The sequence below is a fragment of the Gemelliphila asaccharolytica genome, assembly GCF_001553005.1.
Lineage (GTDB): Bacteria > Bacillota > Bacilli > Staphylococcales > Gemellaceae > Gemelliphila > Gemelliphila asaccharolytica.
This window is the reverse complement of sequence record NZ_KQ959899.1, coordinates 63,686-80,376: the sequence shown is the minus strand read 5'-3', so window position 1 is coordinate 80,376 and position 16,691 is coordinate 63,686. Positions and strand designations below refer to the sequence as shown.

Genomic DNA, 16,691 nt, shown 5'->3' with positions numbered 1-16,691 from the left:
AAAAAATATTAAGATTATTTAATAAAAAAGGAATACACAGCAATATTTAATTATATATTTTTTGGTATAATGACAACTTTTGTAAATATTATAATATATTACATTTTAACCAAAGTAGGGGTAGAAAGAGTTATATCTAATTTAATATCAATAACAATATCAATAATATTTGCATACTTTACAAATGCAAAATATGTATTTTTATCAAACTTAAAAAAAATGAAAGAAATTATCAAAGAATTAATTAAATTTTTTTCATCAAGGTTAATAACCATGTTAATAGAGATATTAGGTTTAGAATTATTTGTATTTATAGGGATTGAGGATTTTAATTCAAAAATTATAATGCAAGTAGTTGTTATAGTAGGAAATTATATTATAAGTAAATATTTTGTTTTTAAAAAGGAGAAATTATGACAAAATGGTTTGTTACAGATATGGATGGAACTTTTTTAGATGATGATAAAAAGATAAGTCCTCATTCTAAATCAGTAATAAAAAGATTAAAAGACAAAGGTATAAAATTTATAATAGCTACCGGAAGGGCAGATATAGCTGTTAAGAATTATTATAATGAAATGGGCTTAGAAGATTTAACTATTTCTTGTAATGGTAGTTTTATAAGAAATCAAAAAACAGGAGAAATAATCTATGAAAAACATTTAAATATGAATGAAATTGAAATAATACATGACACATATTTAAAAAATACAGATGGGACAGTAGAATTTCATTTATATACTCCTAATTATATATATTGTGACAAATATTCTAACAATATTAAAAGAATAAGAAAGTATGAAAAAATAAATAATGCCAAGTATAAAACACCTGTAATAATAGAAAAAGATGTTATATCATCTATTGAAAAGAATAATGATAAATGTTATAAAGTCATGATATATTCTGACAATAAAAGAATTTTGGAAGAAATTTTTGATAAAATAAAAGAAAAAATAGATGTAGAAGGAAGATTTTCAGCAGATAATTTTTTTGATATAAGCTCTAAAGGCACAAGTAAATCAAATGGAATACAAAAAGTTGCAGATTATTATAACTTGAAGATAGATGATGCTATAGCTTTTGGTGACGGATTTAATGATATAGATATGCTTGAGATGGTAGGAAAAGGGATTTGTCCTATCAACGCAAAAAAAGAAATTAGAGATATATGTGATGAAGTCATAGGAAGTAATAATGATTATTCAATTTTAAAATATATAGAAGATTATTTAAATAAAATAGGAGAAGAATATGAGAAATAGAAGATATGAAAAGAAAATTGGTAGAGTTTTTTCATGTATAATATTAATAGCCATAATATTAACAAGTATATTATTAACATACAAGCCTAATTTAAATAAAGTTAATTTAGGACTAGATTTACAAGGAGGATTTGAAGTTTTATATCAAGTAGATCCTTTAAAAGATAGAGATCAAATAAATGAAGCTGCTGTAAAAGCTACTTCAGATACTATAGGAAGACGTATAAATATTTTAGGAGTAAGTGAGCCAGTAATTACTGTAGAGTCAGGTAATAGGATAAGAGTAGAACTTGCTGGAATAAAAGATCAGGAAACTGCAAGAAAAGTGTTATCAACACAAGCTAATTTAACAATAAGAGATGTAGACGATAATATATTATTAGATGGTTCTGATTTAGAAGAAAATGGAGCAACGCAAAGTTTTGATCAACAATCAAAACCAATGGTATCGTTAAAATTAAAAGATGCAGAAAAATTTGGGAAAATAACTTCTGAGATAAGCAAAAAACCCGCTGGTCAAAATTTAATGGTAATTTGGATGGATTTTGCTGATGGAGATAGCTATAAAAAAGAAATTCAAAAAAAAGGACAACCTAAATTTGTATCAGCACCACAAGTTACTCAAACAATTAATTCAAAAGATGTTCAAATTACAGGGCATTTCACAGTTAAGGAAGCTAAAGAGTTAGCTGCATTGCTAAATTCAGGAGCATTACCAGTAAAATTAACAGAAATTTATTCAAATTCAGTAGGGGCACAATTTGGTGTAGACGCATTAAATAAAACAGTGTTTGCAGGTGTTATATCTTTAGCTATTATATGCTTATTTATGCTAGTTCTTTATAAATTACCAGGAATTATAGCAAGTATAATGTTAATTTTATATGTATATATAGTTATAGTATTTTTCAATTTAATTTCAGGAGTTTTGACACTACCTGGGATAGCAGCTTTAATATTAGGAGTTGGTATGGCTGTCGATGCCAATATAATAATGTATGAGCGTATAAAAGAAGAGTTGAGAGCGGGATATTCGTTAAAAAAATCTTATTTAGATGGGGCTAAACAGTCATTGTGGACAATTTTTGACTCTCAATTAACTACAGTTATAGCAGCTATAGTGTTATTTATTTTTGGAACAAGTAGTGTAAAAGGATTTGCCACTATGTTATTACTAACAATAGTTGTAAGTTTTATAACTGCAGTTTTTGGAACTAGAATATTGTTAAGCTTGTTAGTAAATTCAAATATATTTAATGAAAAAACATGGCTATTTGGGGTTAATAAAAAACATATAATTAAAACAAAAGTACCTGTAAATTCGTTAAGTTTGACAACAAAATTTGATAAATTAAATTTTACAAAAAACATGAAAAAATTCTTTGCTTTTAGTACAATAATAATGTTAGCAGGTATTATATCTCTTTCAGTATTTAGATTAAATCTAGGTATAGACTTTTCAAGTGGGACAAGAATAGACGTTATGAGTAACTCTCAATTAGAAACTGAGCAAATAAAAAAAGATTTAGATAATCTAAAAATAAAAGAAGAAAAAATGGTATTATCTCCCGATAAAAAACAAGTTACTATACATGTAAAACAAAGTTTCGAACAAGATAAATCTATTGAAATAAAAGACTACTTTAATAAAAAATATCAAAAAGGGACTAATTTAAGTGTAGTATCTCCAGTAATAGGTAAAGAATTAGCAAAAAATGCTATGTTTGCTTTAATTTATGCTTCTATAGGAATTATAATATATGTAGCATTAAGGTTTGAGTGGAGAATGGGAGTTACAAGTATAATAGCTTTATTACATGATGTCGCTGTTATAATATTTATATCTAGTATATTGAGATTAGAAATAGACATTACATTTATTGCAGCAGTTCTTACAATAGTAGGTTATTCAATAAATGATACAATAGTTACATTTGACAGAATAAGAGAACATTTGAAATATGAAAAAATAATAAAAACAAAAGAGCAAATTTATAAAATAGTAGATGTTTCTCTTAGACAAACATTATCAAGATCTATAAATACAGTAATAACCGTACTAATAACAGTTATTATAATGTTATTATTAGGAAGTAAAGCTATATTTACATTTAACATTGCATTACTAATAGGTTTGATATTTGGATTATACTCTTCTTTATTTATAGCTGCACAGTTATGGGCAGTCCTTAAAGTGAAAGAGTTAAGAAAAAAAGGAAAAATAGAAATAAAAGAAAAAAAACAGTATAAAGAACGAGCAGAAAATCATAAAGTATTAGTATAATATAATAAGACCATGTTTATAGAAAATTATTTTTAGATTTTTTATAAATGTGGTTTTTTATCAAGGTTGTTTTTAAAAAATAAATATTATATAATATAAATATTCAAAATTATCAAGAAAAGGATCTTATAATGGAAGAAACTTTATTTAAACTATTAACTAATCATGTTTATCTAATATTATTTTTTTCACTTATATTAGAATTTGTAGCATTACCAATACCCGGAGAAACTATGATGGTTTTAGCAGGTGTAATGGGGTATTATGGTCACTCTAATTACATATTAATGGTATTATCGGCTTCATTAGGAACAATAATAGGAATGCAAATGTCTTATGAAGTAGGAAGAAGATTAGGTACTAAAGCTATAGATAAATATGGCAGTTATATAGGTTTAACTAAAATAAGAATGGAAAAAGCATCAAAATTTTTTAATAAATATGGAAATGTAGTTATATTTATAGCTTATTATTTACCAGGAGTAAGACATATTCTAGGATATTTTTCAGGAATAACAAAAATTAATAGTAAAAAATTTCATATTTATTCTACTATAGGAGGAATTTTATGGGTAACAACATTTATAACAGTAGGTGTTGTTTTGGGACCTAGCTGGGAATATATATTTAAATTACTACATAAATATGGAATAATTTTTGTTATAATAGTTATATTAGCAGTGATTTTCTATTTTATATATAAAAAAAATAGAAAAACAGTTAGATAATTTATTAGCTATTTGATAAAATATAGGTATAAAAATATATTTAATAAATATAGCTAATATATTTTCAATTAGAACTTTAAATAAAATATAGTATTGACATTTTAATGCAAAAAATATATAATGTTAATGTTGTATTTTGGCGATTGTGGCGAAGTGGTTAACGCATCGGATTGTGGTTCCGACACACGTGGGTTCGATTCCCATCAATCGCCCCATGGCGAATTAGCCAAGTGGTAAGGCACGGGTCTGCAAAACCTTGATCACCGGTTCAAATCCGGTATTCGCCTTTTTGAAAAAAGTGTCTTTTTTTATTATAAAAAAATAATAAGGAGAAAAATATGAAAAAAATTAAAAAAATATTATTTTTATTGTTAGCTATAACATTTATTATAAGTATAACAGGTTGTGGAAATAAACACGAAAAGGAAAAAACATTGAAATTAGGCTTTGTTCCTTTAAAAAACAATGAAAAATTAGTGGAAGATACTGAACCTATTGCTAAAAAGTTATCAGAAAAGTTAGGAAGAAAAGTAGAAATATTCACAGCAAGTAGTTATATTGGAGTTGTTGAAGGTTTGAATAGCGGTAGTGTTGATTTTGCATTTATACCTCCATTTTCTTCTTTACTTGCAACTAACAAGGGTACAGCAAAAAATATCTTAACAGCAAAGGGGAAAACAGGAGTACCAGGGTATAAATCTGTTATATTGGCAAAAAAATCTTCTAATATAAATAATATTGCTGATTTAAAAGGAAAAACTTTAGGTTTTGTTGATGAATCATCAACATCAGGATATATTTATCCGGCATCTATGATTAAAAATAAAGGAATAGATTTAGATAAAGATGTTAAAGTTTTATTTACAGGTGGTCATGATAAAAGTGTTCAACTTTTAGAATTAGGAGATGTGGATGCTATAGGTACATTTGAAGGAGTACTTGATAAATATTCAAAAGATTTTCCAAATATAAAAGAGGATTTAAAAGTCATAGCAACAAGTGAATTAATACCAGGAGTGACTGTTACTGTATCAAATAGTTTAGATAATGAAATGCAGAAAAAAATAAAAGAAACTTTGATATCAATGCAAGACGATAAAGAAATCATGGACTTGTTTACAAAATTATTTTCCATTACAGGATTTGAAGAAGTTAATGAGCAGTCATATAATAATGTTATAGAAGTAGCTAAAACAATGAATGTAGATTTAGAAAAAGTAAAATAAAAAAAATTTATATTACCTATTTACTTAATAATGATTATCAGTTATAATTACAATGTAAAGATAAAATTCTTTATAATTAATTCAGGAGGAAGATGATGAACAAAAAATTTTTATCAATATTATCTATATTGTTGGTATTTGTATTAATTTTTACTGGATGTAGTAAAAAAACTGATAATGCTTCTACGACAAAAAGTGGTAATAAAATACATATAGTAACAACAACTACTATGCTTAAAGATATGATACAAAATATTGGAGGCGAAAAAGTAGAGGTAGAAGGATTAATGGGAGAAGGAGTTGATCCACATTTATATACTGCAACAGCTTCAGATATAGAAAAATTAAAAAAAGCAGATGTAGTAGTATATCAAGGTTTACACTTAGAAGGAAAAATGGGAGAAGTATTTGCTGATTTAAAAGGTAAAAAAGTAATAGAAGCAGGTAAATCTGTCCCTAAAGATAAGTTGAAAACAGAAGAAGATGGAAATCCAGATCCACATATTTGGTTTGATACAGATATCTGGAGTGGGGTAGGAAAATACATTTCAGAAGAATTAGGAAAATTTTATCCAGAAGATAAAAATACATTTACTCAAAATTTTGATAATTACAAAATTCAATTAGATGAATTAGATAAATATATTATGGATAAAGCTAATGAAATTCCTAAATCTCAAAGAGCTTTAGTGACAGCACACGACGCTTTTAGCTACTTTGCAGATAGATATGGTTTTGATGTTTTATCTATTCAAGGAGTTAGTACAGAAACAGAGGCAACAACAGCTGATATAGAAAATCTGTCTAAAAAAATAGTGGAAAGAAACATTAAAGCAATTTTTGTGGAATCATCAGTTCCTGAAAAAACAATTAAATCTTTACAAAGTGCGGTAAAATCTAAGGGACATGAGATATCAATAGGTGGAGAATTATATTCAGATTCACTTGGGGATAAAGAACATGATTCTGAAGATTACATAAAAACTGCTAAAGCTAATATTGATACAATAGTAAAAGCTTTAAAATAATATCCTTTTAAAAAAATCCTTTAAAATTTTAGAAAGTAAGAATATGATTTCTTACTTTCTTTTTTCTTTGTTAAAAGTTATACTTGATTAAAAAATTATAAATAAAATTTCAAAAATAATAAGCATGTATAAGATAATATATAGAAAATAAAAAGTAAAACTAATTAAAGTGATTTAAAAAACGTTTTATTATAATAAGTTTTAAATTTTGGGTAGCTTTTTCCTTTTTAAGTACAGGAGCTTATCAACTTTATAAATATTTTAAAAATAAAAAATAGTAAAAGGGGGGCGATATAGTGGAATATAGAAAATTAAATGAAAAAATAGAAGATAGTGGATATAAGAAAAGTTTTATCGCAAAAGAGTTAGGATGTTGTGATGTTACATTTCCTAATAAGATAAAAGGACGTACACCGTGGTAGATAACAGAAATTTATAAAATAAAAAATTTATTAAATTTAAAAAAAGAAGATATTATCAACATTTTTTTAAAACATTAAGTAGACTTTAAATATAGAATCTAATAAATATAATAGTAAAGAAACATATTATATTAATTATATTAGGATATTTGAAATTATACTAATTACTACTATTATTGCTTTTAGTAATTTGTCTGTTGTATTATTGTCTTTTTTCATGTATAATACCGACGAGTAGGCAAGGCTTATTTAAAAGTCTCTATCATAATCGATTAATCTAGAGATAAACTCTATTATTTTATTTAACAATTCAAGAATACTTATTGTTAAAATTATATATAGTAGTTTATTTTTTTTTATTTTGCTTATATTTTTTTTCTGTATAAATAGTTTTTTGTTATTTTTAACAAAAAAATAACCTTATTAAGAAATAAAACTTTATATATTTTTTAATATTTGTTAGATATTAGTATATTTAATTAGTTTTTTTAATTTATTAAAATATTTTTTAAAGAATTTTAATTTTATGTAATATTTATGCAATTTACTAGATTTTTATGTTCTTTTAAAAATAAAAAAATCTTGTTATATAAGCTTTTGATAAGTCATGAACTTTTCTTGAATAGTTAACGCTGATTATGTTATAATAATAGAATTTAGTAGTATTTATTGAGAGGTAAAAAAATGTTTATAGATGAAGTAAGTATATATATTCGTTCAGGTGATGGCGGTAATGGAATAGTAGCTTTTAGAAGAGAGAAATATGTTCCTAAAGGAGGACCAGCAGGTGGAGATGGAGGAAAAGGTTCTGATGTAATATTTAAAGCTGACGAAGGAATCAGAACTTTTATGGATTATAGATATCAAAAAAAATTCATTGCTAAAAGTGGCGAAAATGGAATGAGTAAAGGAATGCACGGAAGAAAATCTAAAGATTTAATTCTAAAAGTTCCGGTAGGTACTATTATAAGAGATAAAGAATCAAAAGAAATTCTTGCAGATTTGGTTGAAAATAATCAGGAAGTAGTAGTTGCTAAAGGAGGAAGAGGAGGAAGAGGTAATTGCAGATTTGCAACACCATCAAATCCAGCACCAGAAATAGCAGAGAATGGAGAACCTGGAGAAGAAAGAAATCTAATATTAGAACTTAAATTAATGGCTGATGTAGGACTAGTAGGCTTTCCTTCAGTAGGAAAATCAACAATATTATCTGTAACATCAAAAGCAAAACCAAAAATAGCTTCATACCATTTTACTACTTTGGCACCTAATTTAGGAGTAGTAGAAACAAAAGACAATAGAAGTTTTGTGATGGCAGACTTGCCAGGACTTATAGAAGGAGCAAGTACAGGAAGCGGTTTAGGACATAAATTTTTAAGACATATAGAAAGAACGAAAGTTATAGTGCATGTTTTAGATATGTCATCTTCTGAAGGACGTGACCCATATGAAGATTATAAGATAATTAATAACGAACTAAAAAAATATAATATTAATTTGATGAAAAGAAAACAAATAGTTGTAGCAAATAAAATGGACATTGCACAATCAAATGAAAATCTCTTGAAATTCAAAGAAAAAATATTGAAAGAAGAAAAAAATATAGAAATCATAGAAATTTCAGCGTACACAAAATCTAATATTGATAAATTATTATATAAAATAGCAGATACTTTAGATGAAATAGAAAACAATAATGAAGAAAAATCTGAAAAAGAAAATATAACAGAAAATCGAGTAATTTATAAGCATACTAAAAGCGATGAAACATTCACAATAACAAGAGATGATAAAGGTGCATATGTAATAAAAGGATCTAGAATAGAAAGAGCATTTAAAATGACTGATTTTAATAGAGATTCGTCAATTAGAAGATTTGCAAAACAAATGAGATCAATGGGAGTAGATGAGGCTCTTAGAAAAAAAGGATGCAAAAATGGGGATATAGTTAAAATATTAAAAGGTGAATTTGAATTTATAGAATAAGTATGAATATGAAAAATAAAAAATATTACATAATAAGAGAAGATGTTTTACCAGAAGCTGTGCAAAAAACTATTATAATTAAAAATGAATTAGAAAAAAATCCAAAATTATCAATTCAAGAAGTTTCTAAAAAATACGGATTAAGTAGAAGTGCATTTTATAAATATAAAGACACAATTTATCCATTAAAAGATTTTAAAAAAGAATCTATACTATCTTTATCGATACATGTAGATGATATACCAGGAATATTAGGGAAAATATTGAAAATAATTCATTGTGAAAATGGAAATATAATAACTATACATCAAACTGTTCCTATAAATGAAAGAGCAACAATTATAATTTCACTTAATATAAATTTAGAAATAACCGATATTGAAAAAATTAAGCATTTATTATCTAATTTAAAACATGTAAATAAAGTAAAGGTTATTGGAGTTAGTATATAAATAAGGAGGAATATGGAAAAAAATGATGAATTTATATCTACAGTAGTAGATTATACACATGATGGTTTTGGAATTGTAAAAAAAGAAAATTTTCCTTTTTTTGTTGAAAACGTAATAGTCGGTGAAAAAGTAAAAATTAAGGTAGTTAAAATAAAAAAAAATTTTGGATATGCAATATTAGAAGAAGTTATTAATCCATCAAAAAAAAGATTAGAAGTAAAAGAAAAAACTTCAGGTGCTAGTATTATGCATATGAATTACGAAGAACAGTTGAATTTTAAAACACAAAAAGTAAAAAATATAATAAAAAAAACCTTAAAAGATGAAAAAATAAAAATATTAAATACTATTGGAATGGAAAATCCTATATATTATAGAAACAAATCTGTTTTACCAGTAAAAAGGTATAAAGATATAGTTAAGATGGGTTATTATAAAAGTAGAACACATGACGTAGAAGATATTTATGATTGTAAAATTCAATTTCAAGAACATAATTATTTGACAAATAAAATTAGGAAAATAATAAACGACATGAATATATCTATTTATGATGAGGATACAAAAGAAGGTTCTCTACGGCACATAATGTTTAGAACAAATAAGTCTAAAAGCGAAATAATGGTAGTTTTAATATCAAAAAACAAGTTTAAAAAACTTGATAAATTCGTATCTAATATAAAAAAAATTAGTGACAAAATAGTAGGGATAATATTGAACATAAATGATAAAAATACTAATGTTATTTTAGGAGAAAAAAGTTATTTATTATATGGAGAAGATTTTATAATAGATGAAATAGAAGATTTAAAACTTAAAATTTCTCCAAAATCATTTTATCAAATAAATCCAATTCAAACTCAAAAACTATATAATAAAATTATAGACGTTGCAAGACTAGATAGTAATGATATTATTTTAGATGCATATTGTGGAATAGGAACTATAAGTTTATTTTTAGCAAAAAAAGCAAAAAAAGTATATGGAATAGAGGTTGTTGAATCTGCGATAAGAGATGCAAAAGAAAATGCCAAATTGAATAATATTAGTAACGTAACTTTTATATTAGGAAAAGCAGAAGAAAAAATTTCAACATTATTAAAATCAGAAAAAATAAACGTAGTTGTAGTAGACCCTCCACGAAAAGGATGTGAAGAAATATTTTTACAAAATTTAGTTGATATGAATATAGAAAAAATAGTTTATGTAAGCTGCAACCCTGCAACATTAGCAAGGGATATGAAATTTCTTAAAACAAAAGGATATTATGCAAGGGAAATACAACCAGTAGATATGTTTCCACAAACACCTCACGTGGAGAGTGTAGTATTGATGACAAGAAAATAGAATAAGAGGCTATAAAAGTGCTGAAATCAATGGCTTTTAGGGTTTTAGAAGAAATCTTAAAAGCCATTTTTCTATTTGAAAAATACCTTGTGGGAACATTTCAAGTGTTGATTATTGCAGGGTGTGTAGACACTATGGATATTTTAGGTGGAGTGAACAGAATGGATAATATTAGGCTACTTATCATATAATAAAAATGATATACTAGTAATTAGGTTGAATTAAGGAGTTCAATATGAATAAAAAAATAAATCTGATATTACCTAAAAAACAATTCCAAATCCAGCGAGTAGGAATCTATGCGCGAGTCAGCACGACAGATAAAGACCAGTTAAATAGTTTGATGGCACAAATATCTGCTTTAACTAGACTTACATCACATTACTCTAATTGGAAACTTGTAGATATTTACATTGATATTGCATCAGGAAAAACTAAATCAAGTAGAAAAGAATTCTTAAGAATGCTTGAAGACATAAAGAAAGAAGACGTTAATATAATTGTTACAAAGAGCGTGAGTCGATTTGGTAGAGATACAGTAGATGCTTTAGAAGCATTAAAAGTAATTAAGCAAGCCAGTGCAAGGATTATCTTTGAACAAGAAAACTTAGATAGCCAAGAAGATGATACAGATATAATCATATCCATTATGGAATCTTTGGCACAATCAGAAAACGAACAGCGAAGTGAAAATATAAAATGGGGTCTAAAGCAAAGAGCAGCACAAGGCACATCAAAGCTTTATAACCGAAAGTGCTATGGCTATGATCATGATGAGAATTGAGAACTAATTATAAACTTCCAACAAGCAAAAGTAGTCAGGAAAATATTTAATTGGTACTTAGATGGGAAAAGTGTCATAGGCATTGTCAAAGAACTTGAAAAGGAAAAGATTAAATCCCCAAAAGGGAAAAACAAATGGCCAAAAAGAAGTATTGAGACCATGTTAGAAAATGAAAAGTATACAGGTTCTGTGAAACTCTTAGATTCAGTAAGTAAAGAAAATTATTACCTTCTAAAAGACAATCATGAAGCAATTATTACAGAGGAAGTATTTAATAAAGTTCAAGAAGAAAAATCAAGTAGGAGTAACCTTGATGAGGACAATGTTAGGAAGAGTAGAAAATATAGCTCTAGATTAAAGGAGGACAATAAAAATGTTTAAATTTACAGCTTTAGAATCTCTGCATAATAATATGAAACTAAATGACATGGAAAGAGTGGTTTTTCCATTTAGATATAATGAAAAAGGATTTAGTTGCATATTTATAACTGATATTTTACCTTACAGACTTTATTTATCAACGTTAGGAGACAAACCCATTACATTTGAGTTGAAAATAAACAATAAATATGAAACTTCAAGCTATATGGAAGATTATAATAAATTAATAGAATATTTAGAATTAAAATATGACCCGAATCATAAATTTAAACCAAATGACTTTTTTAGATCTTTAAATAATAATATTCCAGAAAATTGTAATAACACCCCAAACTATAAAGACGTAATTGTGATAGCAGCTTCACATAGAGAAATTGAAAAACCCAATAAAATATATTTTTGTGGTTGGAAAAACAATATAGTGAACAATGTAACAGATGGGAATTTGGAAAAAACGAGAAGTGCTTTTGGAGATGAACTAGCAGAACTTTGTAAGAAGAAAAATATCAGTTCACGATGGACTGCTATTGATAAAGACGAGGAAATTAATAAAATAAATGACATATACACAATGTAAAAATAGTCTAATCAAAATAATTGCTAGAGGAGATAATTATAATACAAAATGGCTATAAATTGCTATATTCTATTATAAAAAACAGATAGGATATAACCTAACTATCACATGTCGAGAGTGTCGTCTTGATGTCAAAAGTGGGCATAGCAAAGGCATAAAAACCTTTATTTCAAAGGCTTATTTAGGTTCTATCGTTAAATGCTCAGATTAGGTCCGAATATGACATTAATTTTTATCTTTGAATTTGACTTTGTGAGAACTGGTCTATTTGATAGGGTTGACACTAAGGTTTTGATGTCAGATAAAAGTGAACCCTACTGCAAGGGTGGGTTCACTTTTAATGCTAAGAATTACAAAGAACTACGATGTTCTAGTAATACGGTTAAGGGGATATACTAAAATATAAGATAAGCTAAGTTGCTGAAAGAAAGTTATTATTCTTTATAGTTTAGAGCTTGTGCTTTTATACTACATAGTACAAAGGCTTTTTTAGATATTAGAGGAGGAAAAAGATGAATTTTAAAGCAGACTGGAGTTTTCTGGAAAAAATAAGTATGGGGGCTGTTTCGTCTAAAGAGGTTGTACGCCAGCTCAATAGCTGTGGACATAATGTTATTGAGCTTGAGAGATACAGTACATCTAATAAGATTTGGTCAACAAAAATTAAAAGATTAAGATTACCAGATCTTATCTGTCTAAAATGCGGTTGTCGTATTGAATCAAGAGCAAAATCGAAACTGGATGTGAGAATGTCTGATAACGAAAATAATCCTGACAGAAGATGGGATGCGGGCTTGGGTGACCACGATGTTGTTGCATTTATACAGTGTTCTCATGAAGGTGATAATTGGTTCCCTGGAAGCGAAACAAATTATTTCGAAGCAAGAAACATGAGAGCAAGTGTAGGATTTAGTAAATTAGGACCAGCAAAATCTGCCGGAGAAGGTGCCGAAAGGGATCGAATTTGGCCAACTTGCATACCTAAAAAGAATGGTACTGTTAAGGACATTATTGAATCAGATGAAAAATATCAAATTAAGTTAGAGTATGAAGATGGATCAAAATATACATATTCATTGAAAAAAGAAAAGGGCTATCACGTTTATTGTAGTGTAGGGGATATCTTTAAGGCAAACGAGTACATGATAGCTGGTGCTCCAGATGAAAAAAAGGATATGCACACTTGTAGCATTACTTATAATTTTTTGAATGATTTAAGTAGTGATTCGAAAGAAGTTCGTTATGCAGGCGTTAAAGCATTGGGTTATCTTGAAAAGAAGCAAGAATATGTTGATGCATTGTATGATTTAAAAAACCATGAGCAAGATGACAGAATTAAACTGGAAATTTATTCTTCTTTAATTCGATTGGGGGAAGATTTATGGGATGAATTCTATAATTATGCAATGAATTTGGAAGAGCAGATGTATCGATTTGAATATGTCTTAATTTTAGGTGAATTATCCGATGCAGATGTTGCTTCAGATATGTTATGCCGATTGGCATTAGATTCAAGTCTGGATACAGAATTAAGATCTGCTGCTGCATGGGGGATAGCAGTAAAAAACGATTATGTAAAAAAGATAATTGAAATCTCGTCTTGTGACGATGACAATGTGGCGGCTCATGCAATGGCTCATATAATTGAAAATTATGATAACGATCTGATGGAATATTTAGTAGAGAGTATCACTGATGATATTTCTGGTGGTATTGTCTTAAAGATATTAACAGAATCTGAGATGGTAGCTCCGGATAAACTCGTAAATCTATATTCTAATTGTACATCAGAAGATCAAAAAAAATGGTGTTCGATGATTATAGGCTTGCGAGGAAAAGATATGTTTGCCAGTCTGGAGAATGCAATAGAATTGGTTTCAACTGAACGATTTTTGATGATAAAAGACTTGTGGAATTATAGTGAATCATCAGTGGATCAATATAGGAGTGGAGCTATAGATTTTTTGAGAAAACAAAGCTTATAAAGTTGACTTTAGACTAATGTTAGACTATAATTAGTCTAGGAGGTGAAGCTATGCAGAATAGAATATACTTAGATAGTTATGTCCTACAGCAAGATATGAGAGTAAGAATGCCTAAGGCAATACTTGAAAATGTAAAAGCTGAGAAAGGAAAAACTATTTTTGATGTTTTTTATGATTCTGAAGCGGATGAAATTATATTAAAAAAGAAAAAGGAAGGTAATCAGTGATGAGTGGATATTCTACGAATCTTGGTCAGTGCATATGCGGAGATTCATTAGATGAACTCGCAAAGTTTGAAGATGAAAGTATTAACTTAGTAGTAACAAGTCCGCCGTTTGCACTACAAAGAAAAAAAGCATACGGTAATGAGGAACAAGAGAAATATGTTGATTGGCTATGCCAGTTTGCAAGTTTGGTATATAAAAAGCTACGAGAAGACGGAAGTTTTGTTATTGACATAGGTGGTGCGTATGAAAAAGGGGAGCCATCATATAGCTTGTATCAATTTAGAACTCTCATCAAAATGGTTGATGAAATTGGATTCAAATTGGCTCAACCGTTTTATTGGCATAATCCATCGGCTTTACCAGCACCGATTGAATGGGTAAATAAAAGAAAACTTAGAGCAAAGACATCTGTTAATACAGTGTGGTGGCTTTGTAAGAATCCTAGAGAATGTAAGGCGGATGTAAGAAAGGTTTTAACCCCTTATTCAAGCAGGATGCAAAACCTCATAGATCATCCAGAAAATTATATAAAGGGTTCAAGTGTTGAACGTCCATCAGGGCATGTTTTAACTATTGATTCTTGGGCTAAGGATAATGGTGGAGCTATTCCGCCTAATATGCTGCAGTTTCCTAATAGTGAGAGTAATAGCCAATATCTTAGATATTGTAAAAAGTGTGGTGTAAAAGGACACCCAGCAAGATTTCCTATGGCATTACCTGAATTTTTTATAAAATTTTTAACTGACGAGGGTGACTTAGTTGTAGATATATTTGGGGGAAGCAATACAACAGGAATGACAGCTCAGGGATTAGGAAGACGCTGGATGAGTTTTGAATTATCACAAGAATATGTTGCTGCATCGGTGTTTAGATTTGCTCAGAATGAAGATGAAGCAAAGAGAATGTATGATGAAATTTTAAATGGAAATGATGTATCCATATAAAAAAACTCGGTTCAAGATATTTATTTTGAACCGAGGCTTTTTTTATGAGTTAATTGAATCAGGATCAAAGGGATTATTTTCGTTGATTGGAAACACCTTTATTCCGTTTTCGCGCACGTATTTTACAGGGATTTTTGGATTATTTAGGTGTGCCATTGTTTGTAGCTTTTCTTCCCAATGCTGATATAATGGTTCAAGCATAGATGGAGTCATGACATACATTTCAGTAAGTGTTATGCCATGATAGATCGCAAAAGTCCAAGGAACTTGTCTATATTTAGCAATAATGTAGTGTGTGGTATGATGGTTTGTACTAAAGCCGGAGGCTGAAGTCTCTAAATTTATAGATTTCATTTCCCATTCTGTACCGCTTGCTGAAATACAGTCATTACCTTCTCTACCTGGAAGTATAGACATGTTTAGATAAATTAATTGTTGCAGAACTTTTGCTCCATTATCCTGAAATATGTCAGGAATACCATAGGTTTTTGCAAGCTTATTTAGCTCTGTTAAATTCGCCCATAATCTGTTGATTTTGGCTATTTCGTTTTTGTGATTATCATCGTAAAATGACATAATCGTCCGCCTTATATCTTTATATTAGTTTTGATACAGTATTACTTTTCATCTATCGTTTCAAGAATATCTTCTATATGACAATCTAGGGTTTTACAAATTTTCAGAAGAATATCTGTGGTAATATTGCTGCCGTTTCCAAGTTTGGCAATAGAAGCTGAGTTGATTCCGGCAAATTCCTGTAAATCTTTGCGATACATATTCTTGTCAATTAATAACTTCCATAACTTGTTATAGCTGATGTGATTTTTTCATTCATTGCATACCTCCATTAATTTATTCTGTAATTCTTCCTTTTCGAACCCATTCATCTACTTCAGAAATTTTAAACTTATACATTTTCCCAGCTTTATAAAAGGGGAGTTTACCATCTTTTATCCAGATTCTTATAGTATCTTTGCTGACACTTAAATGGTCAGCAATATCTTCAAGGTTTACCCATTTTTCTATTTCTTGATTTAATTCTGCCATGCTAACCT

The 16,691-nt window shown here is 28.0% G+C and carries 20 protein-coding genes and 2 tRNA genes; 19 read left to right on the top strand and 3 right to left on the bottom strand.

Going from position 1 to position 16,691, the window contains the following annotated elements:
- The first annotated feature begins 21 nt into the window (after positions 1-21).
- From HMPREF1871_RS04735 to HMPREF1871_RS04655, 19 genes are all read left to right on the top strand, one after another.
- The gene (locus HMPREF1871_RS04735) at positions 22-417 is read left to right on the top strand and encodes a GtrA family protein (RefSeq protein ID WP_066130602.1); all 396 of its coding nucleotides are present in this window, start codon (positions 22-24) and stop codon (positions 415-417) included.
- The gene (locus HMPREF1871_RS04730) at positions 414-1,265 is read left to right on the top strand and encodes a Cof-type HAD-IIB family hydrolase (protein ID WP_066130600.1); all 852 of its coding nucleotides are present in this window, start codon (positions 414-416) and stop codon (positions 1,263-1,265) included. Before HMPREF1871_RS04735 ends, HMPREF1871_RS04730 begins: the two co-directional genes overlap by 4 nt.
- Positions 1,255-3,549: a protein translocase subunit SecDF gene (locus tag HMPREF1871_RS04725; RefSeq protein ID WP_066130598.1), complete on the top strand. Its 2,295-nt coding sequence runs from the start codon at positions 1,255-1,257 to the stop codon at positions 3,547-3,549. The genes HMPREF1871_RS04730 and HMPREF1871_RS04725 overlap by 11 nt, the downstream gene beginning before the upstream one ends.
- A gap of 131 nt (positions 3,550-3,680) precedes the next feature.
- On the top strand, positions 3,681-4,277 hold the full coding sequence (locus HMPREF1871_RS04720) for a DedA family protein (RefSeq protein WP_083505644.1): 597 nt from the start codon (positions 3,681-3,683) through the stop codon (positions 4,275-4,277).
- Between the two features lie 139 nt (positions 4,278-4,416).
- Positions 4,417-4,492: transfer RNA gene (locus tag HMPREF1871_RS04715), tRNA-His, on the top strand.
- Position 4,493: 1 nt separating this feature from the next.
- Positions 4,494-4,564, top strand: a tRNA-Cys gene (locus HMPREF1871_RS04710).
- A 51-nt stretch (positions 4,565-4,615) separates the two neighbouring features.
- Positions 4,616-5,503, top strand: coding sequence for a phosphate/phosphite/phosphonate ABC transporter substrate-binding protein (locus tag HMPREF1871_RS04705; protein WP_232297371.1), 888 nt, complete (start codon positions 4,616-4,618; stop codon positions 5,501-5,503).
- Positions 5,504-5,598: 95 nt separating this feature from the next.
- Positions 5,599-6,531: a metal ABC transporter solute-binding protein, Zn/Mn family gene (locus HMPREF1871_RS04700; protein WP_157058072.1), complete on the top strand. Its 933-nt coding sequence runs from the start codon at positions 5,599-5,601 to the stop codon at positions 6,529-6,531.
- A 296-nt stretch (positions 6,532-6,827) separates the two neighbouring features.
- A complete protein-coding gene (locus HMPREF1871_RS06455) occupies positions 6,828-6,953 on the top strand; it encodes a hypothetical protein (protein ID WP_269746046.1) in 126 nt (41 codons plus the stop codon).
- A gap of 684 nt (positions 6,954-7,637) precedes the next feature.
- Entirely contained in the window at positions 7,638-8,939 is a 1,302-nt protein-coding gene (gene obgE, locus HMPREF1871_RS04695) for a GTPase ObgE (protein ID WP_066130594.1), read from the top strand.
- Positions 8,940-8,947: 8 nt separating this feature from the next.
- Positions 8,948-9,391, top strand: coding sequence for an ACT domain-containing protein (locus tag HMPREF1871_RS04690; RefSeq protein ID WP_066130697.1), 444 nt, complete (start codon positions 8,948-8,950; stop codon positions 9,389-9,391).
- Positions 9,392-9,403: 12 nt separating this feature from the next.
- Positions 9,404-10,738 (top strand): 23S rRNA (uracil(1939)-C(5))-methyltransferase RlmD, encoded by a 1,335-nt coding sequence (rlmD, locus tag HMPREF1871_RS04685; protein WP_066130591.1) that lies wholly within the window; start codon positions 9,404-9,406, stop codon positions 10,736-10,738.
- Positions 10,739-10,755: 17 nt separating this feature from the next.
- Positions 10,756-10,929 carry a hypothetical protein gene (locus HMPREF1871_RS06205; RefSeq protein ID WP_157058071.1) on the top strand — a complete coding sequence of 58 codons (174 nt, stop codon included), beginning with the start codon at positions 10,756-10,758 and terminating at the stop codon, positions 10,927-10,929.
- Positions 10,930-10,973: 44 nt separating this feature from the next.
- A complete protein-coding gene (locus HMPREF1871_RS06315) occupies positions 10,974-11,522 on the top strand; it encodes a recombinase family protein (protein ID WP_198145776.1) in 549 nt (182 codons plus the stop codon).
- Positions 11,523-11,528: 6 nt separating this feature from the next.
- Positions 11,529-11,903 (top strand): recombinase family protein, encoded by a 375-nt coding sequence (locus HMPREF1871_RS06310; protein WP_198145777.1) that lies wholly within the window; start codon positions 11,529-11,531, stop codon positions 11,901-11,903.
- Positions 11,896-12,480, top strand: a complete 585-nt coding sequence (locus HMPREF1871_RS04670) for a DUF6037 family protein (RefSeq protein ID WP_066130589.1) — start codon at positions 11,896-11,898, stop codon at positions 12,478-12,480. Before HMPREF1871_RS06310 ends, HMPREF1871_RS04670 begins: the two co-directional genes overlap by 8 nt.
- 512 nt (positions 12,481-12,992) lie before the next feature.
- Positions 12,993-14,465, top strand: a complete 1,473-nt coding sequence (locus HMPREF1871_RS04665) for a HEAT repeat domain-containing protein (protein ID WP_066130587.1) — start codon at positions 12,993-12,995, stop codon at positions 14,463-14,465.
- A gap of 50 nt (positions 14,466-14,515) precedes the next feature.
- Positions 14,516-14,692, top strand: coding sequence for a sucrose-6-phosphate hydrolase (locus HMPREF1871_RS04660; RefSeq protein ID WP_066130585.1), 177 nt, complete (start codon positions 14,516-14,518; stop codon positions 14,690-14,692).
- Positions 14,692-15,636, top strand: coding sequence for a DNA-methyltransferase (locus tag HMPREF1871_RS04655; protein WP_066130584.1), 945 nt, complete (start codon positions 14,692-14,694; stop codon positions 15,634-15,636). The genes HMPREF1871_RS04660 and HMPREF1871_RS04655 overlap by 1 nt, the downstream gene beginning before the upstream one ends.
- Before the next feature lie 42 nt (positions 15,637-15,678).
- Here HMPREF1871_RS04655 and HMPREF1871_RS04650 read toward each other — a convergent pair whose 3' ends face one another.
- Genes HMPREF1871_RS04650 through HMPREF1871_RS04640 form a run of 3 tightly spaced genes read right to left on the bottom strand, consistent with a single transcriptional unit; the run spans position 15,679 to position 16,683 of the window.
- The gene (locus HMPREF1871_RS04650) at positions 15,679-16,212 is read right to left on the bottom strand and encodes a PDDEXK family nuclease (protein ID WP_066130582.1); all 534 of its coding nucleotides are present in this window, start codon (positions 16,210-16,212) and stop codon (positions 15,679-15,681) included.
- Positions 16,213-16,253: 41 nt separating this feature from the next.
- Positions 16,254-16,454: a helix-turn-helix domain-containing protein gene (locus HMPREF1871_RS04645; protein WP_269746049.1), complete on the bottom strand. Its 201-nt coding sequence runs from the start codon at positions 16,452-16,454 to the stop codon at positions 16,254-16,256.
- 34 nt (positions 16,455-16,488) lie between these two features.
- On the bottom strand, positions 16,489-16,683 hold the full coding sequence (locus tag HMPREF1871_RS04640) for a helix-turn-helix domain-containing protein (RefSeq protein ID WP_066130578.1): 195 nt from the start codon (positions 16,681-16,683) through the stop codon (positions 16,489-16,491).
- Positions 16,684-16,691: the final 8 nt, after the last annotated feature.

What these genes read in the sequence shown, in the direction of transcription:
- HMPREF1871_RS04730 (WP_066130600.1), top strand. Translation starts at nt 414, where the DNA reads ATGACAAAATGGTTTGTTACAGATATGGATGGAACTTTTTTAGATGAT.
- HMPREF1871_RS04725 (WP_066130598.1), top strand. Translation starts at nt 1,255, where the DNA reads ATGAGAAATAGAAGATATGAAAAGAAAATTGGTAGAGTTTTTTCATGT.
- HMPREF1871_RS04720 (WP_083505644.1), top strand. Translation starts at nt 3,681, where the DNA reads ATGGAAGAAACTTTATTTAAACTATTAACTAATCATGTTTATCTAATA.
- HMPREF1871_RS04705 (WP_232297371.1), top strand. Translation starts at nt 4,616, where the DNA reads ATGAAAAAAATTAAAAAAATATTATTTTTATTGTTAGCTATAACATTT.
- HMPREF1871_RS04700 (WP_157058072.1), top strand. Translation starts at nt 5,599, where the DNA reads ATGAACAAAAAATTTTTATCAATATTATCTATATTGTTGGTATTTGTA.
- obgE (WP_066130594.1), top strand. Translation starts at nt 7,638, where the DNA reads ATGTTTATAGATGAAGTAAGTATATATATTCGTTCAGGTGATGGCGGT.
- HMPREF1871_RS04690 (WP_066130697.1), top strand. Translation starts at nt 8,948, where the DNA reads ATGAAAAATAAAAAATATTACATAATAAGAGAAGATGTTTTACCAGAA.
- rlmD (WP_066130591.1), top strand. Translation starts at nt 9,404, where the DNA reads ATGGAAAAAAATGATGAATTTATATCTACAGTAGTAGATTATACACAT.
- HMPREF1871_RS06315 (WP_198145776.1), top strand. Translation starts at nt 10,974, where the DNA reads ATGAATAAAAAAATAAATCTGATATTACCTAAAAAACAATTCCAAATC.
- HMPREF1871_RS04670 (WP_066130589.1), top strand. Translation starts at nt 11,896, where the DNA reads ATGTTTAAATTTACAGCTTTAGAATCTCTGCATAATAATATGAAACTA.
- HMPREF1871_RS04665 (WP_066130587.1), top strand. Translation starts at nt 12,993, where the DNA reads ATGAATTTTAAAGCAGACTGGAGTTTTCTGGAAAAAATAAGTATGGGG.
- HMPREF1871_RS04660 (WP_066130585.1), top strand. Translation starts at nt 14,516, where the DNA reads ATGCAGAATAGAATATACTTAGATAGTTATGTCCTACAGCAAGATATG.
- HMPREF1871_RS04655 (WP_066130584.1), top strand. Translation starts at nt 14,692, where the DNA reads ATGAGTGGATATTCTACGAATCTTGGTCAGTGCATATGCGGAGATTCA.
- HMPREF1871_RS04650 (WP_066130582.1), bottom strand. Translation starts at nt 16,212, where the DNA reads ATGTCATTTTACGATGATAATCACAAAAACGAAATAGCCAAAATCAAC.
- HMPREF1871_RS04640 (WP_066130578.1), bottom strand. Translation starts at nt 16,683, where the DNA reads ATGGCAGAATTAAATCAAGAAATAGAAAAATGGGTAAACCTTGAAGAT.